Source organism: Streptomyces sp. NPDC056144 (assembly GCF_042264145.1).
In the GTDB taxonomy this organism is placed as follows: Bacteria; Actinomycetota; Actinomycetes; order Streptomycetales; family Streptomycetaceae; genus Streptomyces.
In genome coordinates this window covers 925,587-942,182 of record NZ_JBHJVF010000002.1, presented here as the reverse complement: position 1 = coordinate 942,182, position 16,596 = coordinate 925,587, and the positions used below count along the sequence as shown (strand labels likewise).

The 16,596-nt window shown below is 73.5% G+C and carries 13 protein-coding genes and 1 pseudogene; 2 read left to right on the top strand and 12 right to left on the bottom strand.

The window, feature by feature from the left end; translation table 11 throughout:
* Positions 1-70: 70 nt before the first annotated feature.
* The 8 genes and pseudogenes from ACFC0Z_RS10690 to ACFC0Z_RS10655 all read right to left on the bottom strand — a co-directional run.
* A pseudogene (locus ACFC0Z_RS10690) lies at positions 71-925 on the bottom strand (ATP-grasp domain-containing protein); the annotation flags it as partial.
* 385 nt (positions 926-1,310) lie between these two features.
* The gene (locus tag ACFC0Z_RS10685) at positions 1,311-2,750 is read right to left on the bottom strand and encodes a SidA/IucD/PvdA family monooxygenase (RefSeq protein WP_376434951.1); all 1,440 of its coding nucleotides are present in this window, start codon (positions 2,748-2,750) and stop codon (positions 1,311-1,313) included.
* Complete coding sequence (locus ACFC0Z_RS10680) at positions 2,750-3,796, bottom strand: NAD(P)/FAD-dependent oxidoreductase (protein WP_376434949.1); 1,047 nt, start codon at positions 3,794-3,796, stop codon at positions 2,750-2,752. The genes ACFC0Z_RS10685 and ACFC0Z_RS10680 overlap by 1 nt, the downstream gene beginning before the upstream one ends.
* The gene (locus ACFC0Z_RS10675) at positions 3,793-4,092 is read right to left on the bottom strand and encodes a cupin domain-containing protein (RefSeq protein WP_376434947.1); all 300 of its coding nucleotides are present in this window, start codon (positions 4,090-4,092) and stop codon (positions 3,793-3,795) included. The genes ACFC0Z_RS10680 and ACFC0Z_RS10675 overlap by 4 nt, the downstream gene beginning before the upstream one ends.
* Before the next feature lie 2 nt (positions 4,093-4,094).
* Positions 4,095-5,813, bottom strand: a complete 1,719-nt coding sequence (locus ACFC0Z_RS10670) for a class I tRNA ligase family protein (RefSeq protein ID WP_376434945.1) — start codon at positions 5,811-5,813, stop codon at positions 4,095-4,097.
* Positions 5,814-6,038: 225 nt separating this feature from the next.
* A complete protein-coding gene (locus tag ACFC0Z_RS10665) occupies positions 6,039-6,500 on the bottom strand; it encodes a GNAT family N-acetyltransferase (RefSeq protein WP_376434943.1) in 462 nt (153 codons plus the stop codon).
* Positions 6,501-6,554: 54 nt separating this feature from the next.
* Positions 6,555-7,538, bottom strand: coding sequence for a LuxR C-terminal-related transcriptional regulator (locus ACFC0Z_RS10660; RefSeq protein ID WP_376434941.1), 984 nt, complete (start codon positions 7,536-7,538; stop codon positions 6,555-6,557).
* Positions 7,539-7,669: 131 nt separating this feature from the next.
* Positions 7,670-7,972: a hypothetical protein gene (locus ACFC0Z_RS10655; RefSeq protein ID WP_376434939.1), complete on the bottom strand. Its 303-nt coding sequence runs from the start codon at positions 7,970-7,972 to the stop codon at positions 7,670-7,672.
* A gap of 295 nt (positions 7,973-8,267) precedes the next feature.
* Between ACFC0Z_RS10655 and ACFC0Z_RS10650 the strand changes: the two genes are divergently transcribed.
* Complete coding sequence (locus ACFC0Z_RS10650) at positions 8,268-8,450, top strand: hypothetical protein (protein ID WP_376434937.1); 183 nt, start codon at positions 8,268-8,270, stop codon at positions 8,448-8,450.
* Between the two features lie 6 nt (positions 8,451-8,456).
* Here the strand turns inward: ACFC0Z_RS10650 and ACFC0Z_RS10645 are convergent, their stop codons facing one another.
* The gene (locus ACFC0Z_RS10645) at positions 8,457-9,326 is read right to left on the bottom strand and encodes an acyl-CoA thioesterase (RefSeq protein ID WP_376434935.1); all 870 of its coding nucleotides are present in this window, start codon (positions 9,324-9,326) and stop codon (positions 8,457-8,459) included.
* A gap of 28 nt (positions 9,327-9,354) precedes the next feature.
* Complete coding sequence (locus ACFC0Z_RS10640; protein WP_376434933.1) at positions 9,355-11,868, bottom strand: DEAD/DEAH box helicase; 2,514 nt, start codon at positions 11,866-11,868, stop codon at positions 9,355-9,357.
* Positions 11,869-12,011: 143 nt separating this feature from the next.
* Here ACFC0Z_RS10640 and ACFC0Z_RS10635 point away from each other — a divergent pair, with 143 nt between their 5' ends.
* Entirely contained in the window at positions 12,012-12,803 is a 792-nt protein-coding gene (locus ACFC0Z_RS10635) for a metal-dependent hydrolase (RefSeq protein WP_376434931.1), read from the top strand.
* 64 nt (positions 12,804-12,867) lie between these two features.
* Here the strand turns inward: ACFC0Z_RS10635 and ACFC0Z_RS10630 are convergent, their stop codons facing one another.
* Positions 12,868-14,649: an ABC transporter ATP-binding protein gene (locus tag ACFC0Z_RS10630; RefSeq protein WP_376434929.1), complete on the bottom strand. Its 1,782-nt coding sequence runs from the start codon at positions 14,647-14,649 to the stop codon at positions 12,868-12,870.
* Complete coding sequence (locus ACFC0Z_RS10625) at positions 14,646-16,475, bottom strand: ABC transporter transmembrane domain-containing protein (RefSeq protein WP_376434927.1); 1,830 nt, start codon at positions 16,473-16,475, stop codon at positions 14,646-14,648. Before ACFC0Z_RS10625 ends, ACFC0Z_RS10630 begins: the two co-directional genes overlap by 4 nt.
* Positions 16,476-16,596: the final 121 nt, after the last annotated feature.

Here is a 16,596-nt window from a genome sequence, read left to right as displayed (position 1 = left end):
GGGGTCGGCTCGTTTCGTTCGAGGGGGGAGTGGGGGTCGTGGGGTTCGGGCGGGGGGTGACGCGGACGGTCACGGCGGCCGCCGCGTCGAGCAGGGCCTGGCGGGCTCCGGCGGCGGAGTCGCCGACCCCGCGCAGGTGGAAGAGCGAGCCGCGGTAGTCGCGCGGCGGCGCCACGGCGGTGCCGGGCGCGGCGACGCCGGTGACCTCGCGGACCCCGGGCGCGTTCTCCGCGAGGTCGAGGCCGGAGAGGCCGTCGAGGACGCCCTCCTGCGTGGGGAACACCTTGCGGATCGCCCCGAAGGTGCCGGGTGCGGGCACGGCGGCCGGGGTGACGCCGGTGGCCGTGGAGAGGACGAGGTCGTAGTACCTGCCCTCGTACACGTCCTGGAGCATCGGCGTGATGAGTCCGCCGGGCAGGCGGGCGTTGAAGTCGACGAGGACCGGTCCGTTCGCGCCGAGCATGAACTCGACGTGCAGCGGGCCGCCGAGGATGCCGAGCGCGTCGGCGATCCGCTGGACGGTCTCCGTCATCTCCGCGACCGTGGCGGCGGGCAGCGCCGCCGGGTAGGTCCAGCCGAGCTCGACGAAGTAGGGCAGCGCGCCGAACTCGCGGTCGGTGACGCCGAGCGCCGTGAACCGGCCGCCGGTGACCAGGCCCTCCACGCTGACGAGCGGGCCGTCGACGAACTCCTCCAGCATCAGCTCGCCGCCCAGGTAGCGGTCCTCGGCGAGGAGTTCGGTGAACTTCCCGGCCGCGTCCGCCGGTGTGGCCGCGTACGCCACCTGCTGGCTGCCGCTGCCCCGCACGTTCTTCAGCACCACGGGCTTGCCGAGGAGCTGGGTGAAGGCGCTCGCCTCCGCCTCCGAACGGGCGTCGGTCCAGGCGATGTTGGCGATGCCGAGCCGGTCGAGGAGCTCGCGCATCCGCCGCTTGTCGCGGATGACGGCGGCGGCCTCGACGCCGAAGAGCTCGGCCTCGCAGGCCTCGCTGATCGCGGCGCCGCTCAGCAGGAACCGGTCGGCGGCGCAGACCACGCCGTTGATCCGGGGGAGCAGTCCGGTGGCCGCCAGCTCGGCGGGGACCTCGGGCTCGTCCAGGGACGCGCAGACGACGAGCCGCCCGTCGGCGCGCAGGGTGTCGAGCACCTCGCGGCCGGGTGCCTCGGCGTACTTGCCGGGGTCCGTGGTGACGAACACCGGGCGGTACCCGGCGGCCTCGGCGTGCGCGAGGAGCCGCAGCCCGCTGCCGGTGGACGCGCCCTCGACGAAGGCGACGAGCGGGGCCGTCACCGGGGGCGCTTCGTGGCGGTCAGACCTGGGCATGGACGGCCTCTTTCCTGGGGGCCCGCGCGGGGGCGACGAGGTGGTGGAACCGGACGGCGGAGCGGCCGTCGGGCACGGCGGGCGCGGTCGGCTCCTCCGTACGGCGTGCCAGGACGTCCCTGACGACGAGGTCCGACAGGTGGCCGAGGCAGCTGAGGTTGGCGAAGCCGGGGCCCTGGGTGACACCGGCGAGCGCCGGGGCGTACAGGGCGGGCGCGGCGCCGTCGAAGCGCAGGCTCGGGCCGATCCGGCGCTGGGCCGCCGCCAGGTCGAACGTGCCGTCCGCTCCGTCGGTGAGGAGCGCCCGGGCGCCGGCCGTCAGGAGGCCGTCGATCTGCTGCCAGGGGTCGAAGCCCGTGGCGTTGAGGACCAGGTCGAAGCGGCCGAGCGAGCCCGCGTCGCCGTGGAGTTCGAGGACGCCGGACTCGCCGGACTCGCCGGACTCGCCGTGCTCGCCGTCCACCGCCGTCACCGAACGGATCGCCGCCCGGTGCACCCGCCCGCCGACGGCCTCGGCGAGCCGCTGGGACAGGGCGGGGGAGACCACGCCCCGGTCGGTCCGGGAGATGAACGTGCGCCGGTCGCCCTCGGTGAGCGCGGCCCAGTCGGTGCCGGAACCGGCCGTGTACGTGCGGTTGACGTCGTCGGACTCGTCGCGGACCCGCAGCCCGCCAGGGGTGAAGAGTTCGAGGCGCGCGTCCGGGACGAGCCCGTGCACGTACAGGGCGAGGCTGGCGGCGGACTCGCCGCCGCCGATCACGGCGACCCGGGCGGACGGCCGCTCCCCGAGCAGCCGGGCGAGCTCGGGCCGGTGGACCCCGGCGTCGACGAGGCGCGGGTGCGCGAAGGACGCGGGCTCCAGCCGGCGCGGGACGCCGGGGCCGGTCACCAGGACGGCCCGGGCGCGGAGGGCACCCGCCGCCGCGGGGCCCGTGGTGTGGACCAGCCACTCCCCGTCCACCACGTCGAGCGCGGTGACCCGGGCCCGGACGACCTCGACGGCGTCGCCGCAGGAGCGGACGACCCACGCCAGGTAGGCGCCGAACAGCCGGTGTTCCGGTGCCGGGCAGCCCTGGTCGACCCAGTCGCCGAGGCGGCCGGTCTCGGTGAGGAACGCCTGCCAGCTGTAGCGGGTCATCAGCCGGTCGAGCTCGGCCGCGCGCGGCCCGAAGGCCGCCGCGCTGGCGTAGGGGAAGCCGACGTCCTTCTCGGGCCGGGTGCCGAGGTGCTCGGTGCCGGTGGTGAAGCCGTGCGCGCCGCCCCAGTGGGCCGCCGGGTCGTGCTGCTCGACGACGAGGACGCGGGGCGCGCCGAGCCCGAGCTCGCGGACGGCGGCGGCCTTGGCGCAGACCGCCGCGGCCTTGGGGCCGAGTCCGACCACGACGAGGTCGTGGACGGCGGCCTCTTTCGGGAGCTGGGCCGCCATCAGGCCGCCACCCCCAGGAGCCCGCAGGCCTCTACGGCGAGGCCCGCGGCGAGCCGGATGCCCGAGCCGTGGGTGCCCGAGACGCAGACGAGGCGGCGGGTGCCGGACAGGTCGGCGACGACGGGGACGCTGCCCTCCGTGTACGTGTCCACGAAGATGCGGCGCTCGGTGAGCCGGGCCTCGGGGCCGAGGTGGTCGCGGGCCACGGCCAGGGCCCGCGCGTCCGCCTCCGGGCTGGGCTCGCCCTCGGCGACCGGCACGTCGAAGACGTCGTGCTTGACGCTCATGGCGTAGCTGCCGGGGAGGGTCGGCTGCGGGAAGAGGAACGCGCCCTGCTCCAGGTCGACCACGGTGGTGGTGAGGGGGCGCTCCGGGTCGCCCGCGAAGCGGTACCCGTACACCTGTTTCGTACGGACTCCGAGGCCGGAGCCGTCGGAGCCCTCGGCGAGCGCCGGGAGGAGGCCGGTGGCCCAGGGGCCCGCCGCGAGGACGACGGCGTCGTACTCCTCGCGCCCGCCCTCCGCGTCGACGACGACGCCGTCGGCCAGGGGCGAGTCCGCCGCGACGGGGGTGCCGAAGCGGAACGTCGTCCGGCCGCCGGAGCGGAGCCGGTCGAGCAGCAGGGCGGTGAGCCGCTGCGGCGAGATGACGTACCCCTCGCCGAGGAGGCCGCGGACCGGCGTCTCGCCGTCGAGGGCCAGGGGGCGGGTGACCTCGGCGAGGTCGCCGTAGGCCATGCAGCGGATCCGGGTGTCGGACTCCGGGGTGCCGGAGCGCCAGAACGTGCCGGTGCGGTGCCGGTACCGCTCGTCGGCGCCGAGCCCGGCACCGAAGGAGCGGTGCCACTCCTCGCCGCTCTCGACGAGGCGCCGGTGCCGCTCGGTCCAGCCGTGCGGCACGTCGCTGGCGCCGGCGTACGCGGTGGCGCCGCCGGCCGCCTCGGGGCGGGCCTCGTACACGTGGACCTCGGAGACGGCGTCCGACTCCGCGAGCAGGTGGGCGACGGTCAGACCGACGGCGCCCGCGCCGATGACCGCCGCTCTCACGGCTTCACCCGCTTCCACCACAGGGCGAGGAAGACCATCGGCTCGTCGCTGGTGCAGTACACGGTGTGGAAGGCGCGCGCCGGGATCTCCACGGGCGTGCCGGGACGCATCTCCAGGCGGCCGTCGGGGAGTTCGACGTATCCGGCGCCGGAGTCGGTCACCCAGACCTCGGCGCTGTCGTGGGAGTGGCCCTCGGTGCGGCCGCCCGGGTCGACCGTGAGCAGCATCGAACCGAAGTTGATCCCGATCGCGGTGGCTTCCATTTCCACGTGGGTGGTGGAGGTGTCGGAGGACATGATCAGACTCCCGCGTTCATCGTGACGCCGTCGAGGGAGACGCAGCCGGCGAACCGCTCCGCGTCGAGCCGGCCGAGGACCGGCGGCAGGCCGTCCGTGGCCCGGTGGAGGTCGAGACCCGCGTCGAGGACGGCGTCCAGGCCGGCCAGCGTGGGCGAGGTCTCGCCGGTGAGGTGCTGCCACAGGGCCGTGGCGAACCGCGGCATGAGCGGGAGCGCGAGGTGCGCGAGACCGGCGAGGTAGGTGGCGGCGCCGGACGGCGTGCGGAGCAGCAGCTCGCCGCGGTCCAGCCACTCGCGCAGCACGCGGTAGGCGCCGTTGACGGTGTGGCCTTCGAGGCCGAGGGCGCTGGTGAGGCGCTCCAGGTGGGCGGCGAGGAACGCGCGCTCCCAGTGCGAGGGCGCGACCGGGCCGTCGGTCAGCGCGAGCGCGCCGGAGAGCAGGCCGAGGGCCTCGGCGACGCCCGCCTCGATCTCCGCCGCGGTGGTGTTGTGGAACTCCACGAACTCGCGCGGGTCGAAGTTCTCCGAGGTGAACTCGGGGTTGCGGAAGCACAGGTAGAGGCGGGCCAGGTCCGGGTCGGCGCCGCCGGTCTCGATCAGGTCGCCGGCCCAGATGACGTGACGGCGGCTGGTGGAGAACTTCTTCCCGTCCAGTCGGTAGAACTGGTTGATCAGGTAGTGGTCGATCGCCTTGTACGTGTCCTGGCCGAGGATCGCGCCGAGGCCGCCCACCAGGTACGGCAGGGCGTTGTCGATGCCGAAGCCGACGACCGTGGTGATGTCGGAACCGGTGGCCAGCGGGTACGGGTGCCCCGTCAGCTCGCTGTAGCGCTCGGCGGCCAGGTAGTGGCAGGCGATCTGGAGCGTGGCGCCGTGCCAGACGACCTGCTCCTCGGTGAGGCCCTCGTCGGTGCGGGGGACGCCCCAGCGGCTCGGGACGGTCAGCCGCACGTCGGTGCCGTTGCGGGCGAGGTAGCGGTCGAGGAGAGCGAGGAAGTCGCCGCGGACGCCCGCCGCCTCGGCGGCGGCGCGGAGCCGGGCCGGGCCGTCGGCCAGGTCGAGGTGGAGGACCCGGACGTCGTCGAAGGTGAGCTCGCCCTCGAAGTGCGCGGGGCGCAGGCCGTCGACCTGGTGCGGGGCGTGCAGGCCGCCGCAGCCCTCGCAGGAGTAGCCGGTCATGCCCTCGCCGCAGTCCGGGCAGGAGCCCTGGTGCCAGCCGCTGGTGACGATGTCGCCGAGGCGCGGGCCCGTGGCCGGGGTGTCGGCGCCCTCGGGGACGGCGGTCAGGCGGGGCATCGGGTCGGTGACGATCCGGGTGCTGCCGGCCGCGATCACCGCGTCCAGGAGGGCGTGGTTGACCTCGGCGTAGCGCTCCGCCCACTCGGGGGAGAGCGGGTCGATGAAGTCGTCGTACTCCAGGAGCAGCGCGCCGAGGTCGCCCCGGATCTGCTCGTGGTAGTCCCGGGCCACCTCGACCGAGGTGCGGCCCTCCTTGTGGCCCCGGATGGCGACGTGCGACTCGTGGCTGTCGCTGGTGGCCACCATGGCGACGTCGGCGCCGCTCCAGCGCAGGTGGCGCTTGAGGACGTCCATGCGCAGGAGGGGGCCGGCGATGTGGCCGAGGTGAGCGCGGCCGTTGGGCACCAGGCAGACGGGGGCGAGGAAGTACCGCTCGCCGGACCGGGAGAGTCCGTGGAGCCGTGCGGAGGGCGAATTCATGATGGCAGGTCCGTGCTTCGCGAGGGAACGAATGAGGATTCGGAAAGGGAGAAACCCTTCGCGGAAAACTCTGCCGAAAAGAGGAGGGCGGTGTCGAGGGATCGCCGGTTCAGGTAGGTGACATGGCAGAGGGATGCCATGGGCGGCGCGGGAGAAAAAGGAAAAGCGCGCCCGGCATCCCCGGAAAAAGGGAATGCCGAACGCGCTGTGCGCGGCGGGGAGGCGTCAGTTGCCGCCGGGCGCCATGTCGTACGTGACCCACATGGTGCGGGTCGCCAGCTGGTCGTACTTGGAGCGGGCGCGGTGGTTGTCGTCCGCGGTGATCCAGCGGACGACGCTCCAGCCGCGCTCGGCGGCGACCTCGCGCAGCGCGCCGAGCAGCAGGTCGGCGGCGCCGGAGCCACGGCTCTCGGGGGCGACGAAGAGGTCGTCGAGGAAGCCGCCGGTGGTGGCCGAGAGCGGCCGGGCGAAGGGGCGGTAGTGGGCGAGGCCGACGAGCCGGCCCTCGCCGTCCTCGGCGACGAGCGCGTTGACCTCGTGGGCGGGGTCGTTCACCCACGACCAGACGCGCTCCGCCTGCTCCTCGGTCTGCTCGACCTTGTAGAAGTCGGCGTAACCGCGGTAAAGGGCGCGCCACTGCGGAAAGTCCTCGGCGCGGGCGGCACGGACCTTGATGTCGTTCGACATGAATGCACACTTTCGTCGGAGGGGTAAGGGAAAGAAAAAGGGAAAGGACGCTTCTCAGAGAATGCGAAGCTCCGCCGCTCGGAGTCCCGCCTGGAATCTGCTCTTCGCTCCCAGGATCTCCATGATCTTCGCGGTGATCCGGCGTGTGGTGCGCACCGAGACGCCGAGCCGCTGGGCGACCGCCTCGTCGGTGAGCCCCTGCGCGAGCAGCCGGAGCACCTCGCGCTCCTGCCGGCCCAGGAGGTCGTCCTCGGCCGGCAGCGACTCGATCAGCGGCATGCCGGTCGCCCACACGTGCTCGAACAGCGCGCACAGCGCGGTGACCGTACCGGGACCGTGCAGCAGGACCGCGCCCTCGTCGCTGCGCTCCGGGTTGGCGGGCACGAGGGCCGAGCGCCGGTCGAAGATGACCATGCGGAGCGGCAGCGCCGCGACGGTCCGGGTCTGGCCGCCCCGGGCGCCCAGCCAGGCCGCGTAGGCGGCGCTCGGCTGGTGGCCGCGGACGCTGTCCGCGTACAGGGTCCGCATCCGCACGCCCCGGGCGAGGAGCTTCTCGTCGAGCGGGCGGGCGGCGTTGAGGTTCTCCTCGGTCTGCACCCGGCCGGGGCTGAAGGCGGCCAGCTCCTCGGTGACGTCCTCGACGAGCTCGGCGAGGCGGGACCGTACGGCCTCGACGCCGTCGAGGTGCTCGACGTGCGGGTGGGAGCCGAGCCCGTGCGACTGGGCGAACTTCGCGATGAGCGCGGCGGCGGCCGCGCGGCTCTGCTCGATGCGGTGCTGACGCTCGACCAGCTCCGCCTGCTGCTGGGCGAGGAGGGCCTCAAGGCCGTACTCGGGGCTGACGACCCGGGCGGGGGCGCCGTCCTCGTAGGGGCGGCGCAGCAGGGAGAGGGCGGCCAGCCGGTCCATGGCGGCCCGCACCTCCTCGGGCGCCGCGCCGGTCCGGCGCGCGATCCCGGCCACGTCGATCTCGGGTTCGCCGAGCATCAGCTGGTAGGTCGCCTCGGCCAGTGGATCGAGGCCAAGTGTTTCGAGCATGGGGGTCCCCTCGTGTACGAAGAACCGATCATGCTGGAGGAGGCCGACGAAGCGTCCTGACACGGTGGCGAAAGCCGGGGCCGGGACCCGCCCGGATGGACGGTTGACCGGAGCCGGCCGGAGCGCCGCCCTCACGGTGCGTCCCGAGTGATCAGCTTTTCGTAGTACTCGGCGACCATGCCCGGCCAGACCCCGTCCAGGTGCCACGGTCCCACGGCCAGCGGCCGGCAGGCGGCACGGGCCCTGAGCTCGGCGAGCGGCAGCGAGGAGGCGCGCACGAAGAGGGTCAGCACGACGGTCCCCGGCTCCTCTCCCCGGTACTCGGTCAGGTGCTCGATCCCCACGGACGCGAGCACCCCCGCCCGCCGGGCGGGCGGGCACAGCGGGGCGGGCGCGACGGTCGAGGACCGGAAACGGACGTGGATCAGGTACATGCGCCCACTCCCGATGGCGGTCGACGACGGGGCCGGGACGCGGAGCGGGTCTCCGGCGTCCGACGTCACCTTCCCCCGGCGGCGGGGCGCCTGTCGACGGTTCACGGGGGCAGCTTCGTGTCACCTTCCGGGGTGGCAACACCCTGCCGCCCGGGCCTCCGATGGCAGCTTCCGGCCCCGTCACCAAGGTGCCGTCCCAGGCCCTGGCACACGGCCCGACCTGCGGTCCACGATGACGGGGCGGCGCTCGCCGCACGACCCACCCACCGCACGGAACACCGCACGGAGCCCTGCCATGACGCGTTCTCTTCAGCTTGCCTGCGCCGCCCTCACCGTCCTCGCCCTCGGCACCCCCGTGGCCGTGGCCCAGGCGGCCGACGCGCCGCACCACGCGATCTCGGCGACGGCGACCGTCACCGAGGCCGCCGCGACCACCACCGGCACGACGACCGGCACCGACTCCGCCGGCTGGCAGTAACAGGCCCTACGGCGCCAGGGGGCGGAACAGCCCCTCCTGCACCACCGACACGAGAAGCCGGCCCTCGCGGTCGTAGATGCGCCCCCGGGCCAGCCCCCGCCCGCCCGTGGCGATCGGCGACTCCTGGTCGTACAGGAACCACTCGTCCGCCCGGAACGGCCGGTGGAACCACATCGCGTGGTCCAGGGACGCCATGTCGAACCCGCGCGGGCCCCACAGGGGCTCCACCGGGATGCGGACCGCGTCGAGCAGCGTCATGTCCGAGGCGTACGTCAGCGCGCAGGTGTGGACGAGCGGGTCGTCGCCCAGCGGCCCCACGGCCCGCATCCACACCGCGCTGCGCGGGTCCGCGTCCTTGACCTCCTCCTGCGTCCACCGCAGCCGGTCGACGTACCGGATGTCGAACGGCTGGCGCCGCGCCATCCGCTCCAGCGCCTCCGGCAGCGCGCCGAGGTGCTCGCGGATCTCGTCCGCGAGGTTCGGCAGCGCCTCCGGGTCGCCGAGGTGCCTCGGCGGCAGCTGGTGCTCGAAGGCGCTCTCCTCCGGCTTGTGGAAGGAGGCCGTCAGGTTGAAGATCGTCCGCCCCTCCTGGATCGCCGTGACCCGCCGCGTCGTGAACGACCGGCCGTCGCGCACCCGTTCCACCTGGTAGACGATCGGCACACCGGGCCGCCCAGGCCGCAGGAAGTACGCGTGCAGCGAGTGGACCGGACGGTCGCCCTCGGTGGTCCGTCCGGCCGCCACGAGCGCCTGCCCGGCGACCTGCCCGCCGAAGACCCTCTGCAACGACTCCTGCGGGCTGCGCCCGCGGAAGATGTTCACCTCGATCCGCTCCAGGTCGAGCAGATCCACGAGCCTCTCGGCGGGGTTGGTCACGGCTGCGCTCCTTGTCCCGGAAGGTCCTCTACAACTGTCCGACGGACGTCACGCGGACCACGGCCCGGCCCTCCTCGTCGGAGGCCGCGAGGTCCACCTCCGCGCTGATGCCCCAGTCATGGTCGCCGTTCGGGTCGGCGAACGTCTGCCGGACGCGCCACAGACCGTGCGCCGGGTCCTCCTCGATGGAGAGCAGCTTCGGGCCGCGCGCGTCCGGACCCGTACCGAGGTCCTCGTACTCGTCCCAGTACGCGTCCATCGCCTCGCCCCACGCGTCCGCGTCCCAGCCGGCGTCCGCGTCGAGCTCGCCGAGCGCGTCCACGTTGTCGAGCGCCGCCAGCTCCACCCGGCGGAACATCGCGTTCCGCACGAGGACCCGGAAGGCGCGCGCGTTCGCCGTGACCGGCTTGACCTGGTCGGCCTTCTCCTGGGCCTCCTCGGCCGTCTGGATCTCCGGGTTCGCCAGCTGCTCCCACTCGTCGAGCAGCGAGGAGTCCACCTGCCGCACCATCTCGCCCAGCCAGGCGATCAGGTCCTCCAGGTCCTCGGTCTTCAGGTCGTCCGGGATGGTGTGGTCGAGCGCCTTGTACGCGCTCGCCAGGTAGCGGAGCACGATGCCCTCGGTCCGCGCCAGCTCGTACCAGGACGTGAACTCCGTGAAGGTCAGAGCCCGTTCGTACATGTCACGGATGATCGACTTCGGCGACACCGGGTGGTCGCCGACCCACGGGTGCGACTTCCGGTAGACGTCGTACGCGTGCCAGAGCAGCTCCTCCAGCGGCTTCGGGTACGAGATCTCCTGGAGCCGCTCCATCCGCTCCTCGTACTCGACCCCGTCCGCCTTCATCCGGCCGACCGCCTCGCCGCGCGCCTTGTTCTGCATCGCGGCGAGGATCTGGCGCGGGTCGTCGAGCGTCGACTCGACGACCGACACCATGTCCAGGGCGTACGAGGGGGACTCGGGGTCCAGGAGGTCGAAGGCGGCGAGCGCGAACGTCGACAGCGGCTGGTTGAGCGCGAAGTCCTGCTGGAGGTCGACGGTCAGCCGGATCGTGCGGCCCTCGGCGTCCGGCGTGTCCAGCTGCTCCACCACACCGCCGTCGAGCAGCGAGCGGTAGATCGCGATGGCCCGGCGGATGTGCCGCAGCTGGTTCTTGCGCGGCTCGTGGTTGTCCTCCAGGAGCTTGCGCATCGCCTCGAAGGCGTTGCCCGGCCGGGCGATCACCGAGAGCAGCATGATGTTGGTGACCTTGAAGCGCGAGGTCAGCGGCTCGGGCTCGGCCGCGATCAGCTTCTCGAAGGTCGTCTCGCTCCAGGCGACGAAGCCCTCCGGGGCCTTCTTGCGGACCACCTTGCGGCGCTTCTTCGGGTCGTCGCCGGCCTTCGCCAGCGCCTTCTCGTTCTCGATGACGTGCTCGGGAGCCTGCGCGACGACGAGACCGGCGGTGTCGAAGCCGGCCCGGCCCGCGCGCCCGGCGATCTGGTGGAACTCACGGGCCCGGAGCGTCCGCACCCGGTTGCCGTCGTACTTCGTCAGCGCCGTGAAGAGCACCGTACGGATCGGCACGTTGACGCCGACGCCGAGCGTGTCCGTCCCGCAGATCACCTTCAGCAGACCGGCCTGGGCCAGCTTCTCGACGAGCCGCCGGTACTTCGGCAGCATGCCCGCGTGGTGCACGCCGATGCCGTGGCGCACGTACCGCGAGAGGTTCTGGCCGAACTTGGTGGTGAAGCGGAAGTTGCCGATCAGCTCGGCGATCCGGTCCTTCTCCTCGCGCGTGCACATGTTGATGCTCATGAGCGACTGCGCCCGCTCGACGGCCTGCGCCTGCGTGAAGTGGACGATGTAGACCGGCGCCTGCTTGGTCTCCAGGAGCTCCGTCAGCGTGTCCGTGATCGGCGTCATCTCGTACTCGTACGAGAGCGGGACCGGCCGCGTCGCCGAACGGACGACCGAGGTCGGCCGGCCCGTGCGCCGGGTCAGGTCCTTCTCGAACATCGACACGTCGCCGAGCGTCGCCGACATGAGGATGAACTGCGCCTGCGGCAGTTCGAGCAGCGGGATCTGCCAGGCCCAGCCGCGGTCCGCCTCGGCGTAGAAGTGGAACTCGTCCATGACGACCTGGCCGATGTCGGCGTCCTTGCCGTCCCGCAGGGCGATCGAGGCGAGGACCTCGGCCGTACAGCAGATCACCGGCGCGTCCGCGTTCACGGAGGCGTCGCCGGTCAGCATGCCGACGTTCTCCGTGCCGAAGAGCTTGCACAGGTCGAAGAACTTCTCCGACACCAGCGCCTTGATCGGCGCCGTGTAGAAGGTCACCTGGTCGTTGGCGAGCGCCGTGAAGTGCGCCCCGGCCGCGACCAGGGACTTTCCGGAGCCGGTCGGGGTGGAAAGGATCACGTTCGCCCCGGAAACGACCTCGATCAGCGCCTCCTCCTGGGCCGGGTAGAGCGTGATGCCCTGGTCCTCGGCCCATGAGGAGAAGGCCTCGAAGAGGGCGTCGGGGTCGGCGTTCGGCGGGAGCTGATCGATAAGGGTCACCACCCCATCTTGCCCGGAATCCGCTCGGATGAGGGAACCGGCGGTCCACCGCGTTGATCACGAGCTGTTCACGGACGATAGGCTCGTCCGTCGACCGGTCGTCAATTGTGCGCCGGCGTACGAGAAACGGGGCGGCAGACACCATGATGGGACCGGCGCACTCACTGTCCGGAGCGGCGGCCTGGCTCGGGGTGGGAGCGGCGGCTGCCGCCTTCGACCACCCCATGCCCTGGCCCGTACTCCTCGTCGGCGCGCTCATCTGCGCGGGCGCGGCCCTCGCGCCCGACCTCGACCACAAGTCGGCGACGATCTCCCGCGCCTTCGGGCCGGTCTCGCGCGGGCTGTGCGAGATCGTCGACAAGCTGTCGTACGCGGTCTACAAGGCGACCCGCTCCTCCGCCGACCCCCGCAGGTCCGGCGGGCACCGCACGCTCACCCACACGTGGCTCTGGGCGGTCCTGATCGGGGCCGGAGCCTCCGCCGCCGCCGTCACCGGCGGCCGGTGGGCGGTCCTCGCGATCCTCTTCGTCCACCTCGTCCTCGCCGTCGAGGGCCTGCTGTGGCGGGCCGCCCGGATGTCCAGCGACGTCCTGGTGTGGCTGCTCGGCGCGACCAGCGCCTGGATACTCGCGGGCGTCCTCGACAAGCCGGGCAACGGCTCGGACTGGCTCTTCACCGCCCCCGGCCAGGAGTACCTGTGGCTGGGCCTGCCGATCGTCCTCGGCGCCCTCGTCCACGACATCGGCGACTCCCTGACGGTCTCCGGCTGCCCCGTCCTCTGGCCGATCCCGGTCGGCCGCAAGCGCTGGTACCCGGTCGGCCCGCCGAAGGCGCTGCGCTTCCGCGCCGGCAGCTGGGTCGAGCTGAAGGTCCTCATGCCGGTCTTCATGCTGCTCGGCGGCGTGGGCGGGGCCTCGGCGCTCGGCTACCTGTAGCCGTACGGGAAAGGGGGCCGCGCCGGATCACCGGCGCGGCCCCCCTTTTTTCGTGTCCCGCGGCTCAGCCGTGCCAGGACCGCCACAGCGCCGCGTACGCCCCGTCCGCCGCGACCAGCTCGTCGTGGCTGCCGAGCTCGCTGATCCGGCCCGACTCGACCACGGCGATCAGGTCCGCGTCGTGCGCGGTGTGCAGCCGGTGCGCGATCGCCACGACCGTACGGCCGTCCAGGACCCGTGCGAGGGACCGCTCCAGGTGCCGGGCCGCGCGCGGGTCGAGCAGCGAGGTCGCCTCGTCCAGGACCAGCGTGTGCGGGTCCGCCAGGACGAGCCGGGCCAGCGCGATCTGCTGGGCCTGCGCCGGAGTGAGCGCCCGGCCGCCCGAGCCGACCTCGGTGTCCAGGCCCTCGTCGAGCGCCCGCGCCCAGGCGTCGGCGTCCACCGCCGCCAGGGCCTCCCACAGCTCCTCGTCGGCCGCGCCCGTCCGGGCCAGGAGCAGGTTGTCGCGGAGCGAGCCGACGAAGACGTGGTGCTCCTGGTTGACCAGGGCCACGTGCTCGCGGACCCGCTCGGCGGGCATCCGCGCCAGCTCGGCCGCGCCCAGCGTCACGGAACCCGCGCGGGGCGCGTAGATGCCCGCGAGCAGCCGCCCGAGCGTGGACTTGCCCGCGCCCGAGGGCCCCACCAGGGCCAGCCGGGTGCCGGGCGCCACCTTCAGGGACACCTCGTGGAGCACGTCGACACCCTCGCGGTAGCCGAACCGGACCTCGTCCGCCCGGACCGCCCGGCCCTCGGGCCGTACGCTCCCGTCGCCGGCGTCCGGCTCGATCTCCCGGACGCCGACGAGGCGGCCCAGGGACACCTGGGCGACCTGGAGCTCGTCGTACCAGCGCAGCACGATCCCGATCGGGTCGACCAGCATCTGCGCGAACAGCGCGCCCGTCGTCAGCTGCCCCACGTCGATCCAGCCCCGGAAGACGAAGAACCCGCCGAGCAGCAGGACCGCGCACAGGACCGTCATGTGGGTCGCGGTGACGACCGGGAAGAGGACCGAGCGCAGGAAGAGCGTGTACCGCTCCCACGCCACCCACTCGGTGATCCGCCGCTCGGAGAGCGCGATCCGCCGCGCGCCGAGGCGGTGCGCCTCGACCGTACGGCCCGCGTCGACGGTCTCCGCGAGCGCGGCGGCGACCGCCGCGTACCCCGCGGACTCCGAGCGGTACGCGGAGGGCGCCCGCTTGAAGTACCAGCGGCAGCCGACGATCAGCACCGGCGCGGCGATCAGGGCGGCGAGCGCGAGCGGGGGAGCGGTCACCGCGAGCCCGCCGAGCAGCAGGCCCGCCCAGGCGACGCCGATGACGAGCTGCGGCACGGCCTCGCGCATGGCGTTGGCGAGCCGGTCGACGTCGGTGGTGATCCGGGACAGCAGGTCGCCGGTCCCGGCCCGTTCGAGGACGCCGGGCGGCAGACCGACCGAGCGGACGAGGAAGTCCTCGCGCAGGTCGGCGAGCATCTCCTCGCCCAGCGTCGCCCCGCGCAGCCGGACGAGCCGGGTGAACACGGTCTGCACGAGCAGCGCGACCGCGAAGAACGCGACCGTCCGCTCCAGATGCAGGTCACGGGCACCGGCGGAGAGCTCGTCGACCACCGAACCGAGGAGGTACGGGCCGACCATCGAGGCGATGACGGCGACCGCGTTCACCCCGATGAGCAGCGTGAAGGCCCCGCGGTGGCGGCGCAGCAGCTCGCGCACGTAGGCCCGCACGGTCGCGCCGCCCGCGACGGGCAGCGTCGTCGCCGTCGTCGGGGCCGCCGGGTCGTACTCCGGAGGCGCCAGGCCGATCATGCCGATTCCCCTTCCAGTGCGGTGAGTTCATGGGTGCCGCGGGAGGCGGTGGCGAGTTCCTCGTCCGTCTCGCGGGTGACGACCGCCCGGTAGCGCGGCTCCTTCGCGAGGAGCTCGCGATGGGTGCCGACGGCGACGGCCTGTCCCTCGTGGACGAGGACGACCCGGTCGGCGCGGTCCAGGAGGAGCGGCGAGGAGGCGAGGACCACGGTGGTCCCGCCCGCGCGGAGCTCCGCGATCCCGGCCGCCACCCGGGACTCGGTGTGCGCGTCGACGGCCGAGGTCGGCTCGTCGAGGACGAGCACGCACGGGGCGGTGACCAGCGAGCGCGCGAGCGCGAGCCGCTGGCGCTGGCCGCCGGACAGCGACCGGCCCCGCTCGGTGATCCGGGTCCGCATCGGGTCCCCGTCCGTGTCGACGGAGGCCTGCGCGAGAGCGTCGAGGACGTCCCCGCACTGGGCGGCGGCGAGCGCGTCCTCGGCCCGCACCGCCCCGGAGGACGGCACGTCGAGGAGGTCCCGGAGCGTGCCGGAGAGCAGCACCGGGTCCTTGTCCTGGACGAGGACGGCGGTACGGGCGGTCTCCAGCGGCAGCTCGTCGAGCGGGACCCCGCCGAGCAGGACCGAGGTGTGGTCCTCGCCGGGCTCCGCGGGATGGCCGCCGAGCCGGTCCGCGAGCCGCCCGGCGACGTCGGGGTCGCCGCAGACGACGGCGGTGAACCGCCCGGCCGGGGCGAGGAGCCCGGTCAGCGGGTCGTACAGGTCGCCGCCGGCCTCGCGGTCCACTCCCTCGGTGGCCGTGCTGGCCGTGCTGGCCGTGGTGGTCGTGGCGGTACGGGTCAGCGCGAGGACCCGCGCGGCCCGCTTCGCGGAGGGCTTCGAGAAGGAGTACGCCATGGCGATCTCCTCGAAGTTCCGCAGCGGGTGGTGGGTGAGGGCCACCGCCCCGTAGATCATGACCAGCTCGCCGACCGTGATGCGCCCGTCGAGCGCGAGCCGCGCCCCGTACGCCACCACGACGATGAGCAGGATGCCCGGCAGGACGACCTGGATCGCGGCGATCAGCGCCCACATCCGCGCGCTGTGCACGGCCGCCCTGCGGACCTCCTGGGAGGCGGCGCGGTAGCGGCCGAGGAAGAGCTCCTCGCCGCCGATGCCGCGCAGGACACGGAGCCCGGCGACGGTGTCGGAGGCCAGCTCCGTGGCCTTGCCGGCCTTCTCGCGCTGGACGTCGGCCCGGCGCGTCGCCCGGGGGAGCAGGGGCAGGACGGCGAGCGCGAGGACCGGGACGCCGAGGGCGACGACGATGCCCAGCGCCGGCTGGTAGACGACGAGCGCCACACAGACGGCGAGCAGGGTGGTGGCCGCGGCGGCGAACCGGGAGAGCGCCTCGACGAACCAGCCGATCTTCTCGACGTCACCGGTGGAGACGGCGACGACCTCACCCGCCGCGACCCGCCGGGTCAGGGCGGAACCCAGCTCGGCGGTCTTGCGGGACAGCAGCTGCTGCACGCGGGCGGCGGCGGTGATCCAGTTGGTGACGGCGGTGCGGTGCAGCATCGTGTCGCCGACGGCGATCGCGACACCGAACACCAGGAGCAGCCCGCCGGCGAGGGCGAGCCGCCCGCCGTCCCGGTCCACCACCGCCTGCACGGCGATCCCGATGCCCACCGGCAGCGCGGCGATGCCCAGCTGGAGCAGCAGCCCCCACAGGAGCGCCTTCACCTGCCCGCCGAGCTGGTTGCGGCCGAGCCAGAGCAGGAACCGGGTGCCCGAACGGACGTCGGGGACCCCTGGGTCGGCGTAGGGAAGATCTCGAATCTGCATGGCGTCCCAGGGTCTTCGGTCTGCCGGGGACGCACCGGTGGCGTGCGAAGGCCAGGGGGCGCGGGTGTCCGGCGGGGGATGGAAACCGTGCAAGGTTCGCGTCTTCCCCGGGACGAGGCAA

Bases quoted from the DNA above. Each gene is read 5' to 3' on its own strand.
- ACFC0Z_RS10685 (WP_376434951.1), bottom strand. From the start codon at position 2,750: ATGGCGGCCCAGCTCCCGAAAGAGGCCGCCGTCCACGACCTCGTCGTG.
- ACFC0Z_RS10675 (WP_376434947.1), bottom strand. From the start codon at position 4,092: ATGTCCTCCGACACCTCCACCACCCACGTGGAAATGGAAGCCACCGCG.
- ACFC0Z_RS10670 (WP_376434945.1), bottom strand. From the start codon at position 5,813: ATGAATTCGCCCTCCGCACGGCTCCACGGACTCTCCCGGTCCGGCGAG.
- ACFC0Z_RS10665 (WP_376434943.1), bottom strand. From the start codon at position 6,500: ATGTCGAACGACATCAAGGTCCGTGCCGCCCGCGCCGAGGACTTTCCG.
- ACFC0Z_RS10660 (WP_376434941.1), bottom strand. From the start codon at position 7,538: ATGCTCGAAACACTTGGCCTCGATCCACTGGCCGAGGCGACCTACCAG.
- ACFC0Z_RS10655 (WP_376434939.1), bottom strand. From the start codon at position 7,972: ATGTACCTGATCCACGTCCGTTTCCGGTCCTCGACCGTCGCGCCCGCC.
- ACFC0Z_RS10650 (WP_376434937.1), top strand. From the start codon at position 8,268: ATGACGCGTTCTCTTCAGCTTGCCTGCGCCGCCCTCACCGTCCTCGCC.
- ACFC0Z_RS10635 (WP_376434931.1), top strand. From the start codon at position 12,012: ATGATGGGACCGGCGCACTCACTGTCCGGAGCGGCGGCCTGGCTCGGG.
- ACFC0Z_RS10630 (WP_376434929.1), bottom strand. From the start codon at position 14,649: ATGATCGGCCTGGCGCCTCCGGAGTACGACCCGGCGGCCCCGACGACG.
- ACFC0Z_RS10625 (WP_376434927.1), bottom strand. From the start codon at position 16,475: ATGCAGATTCGAGATCTTCCCTACGCCGACCCAGGGGTCCCCGACGTC.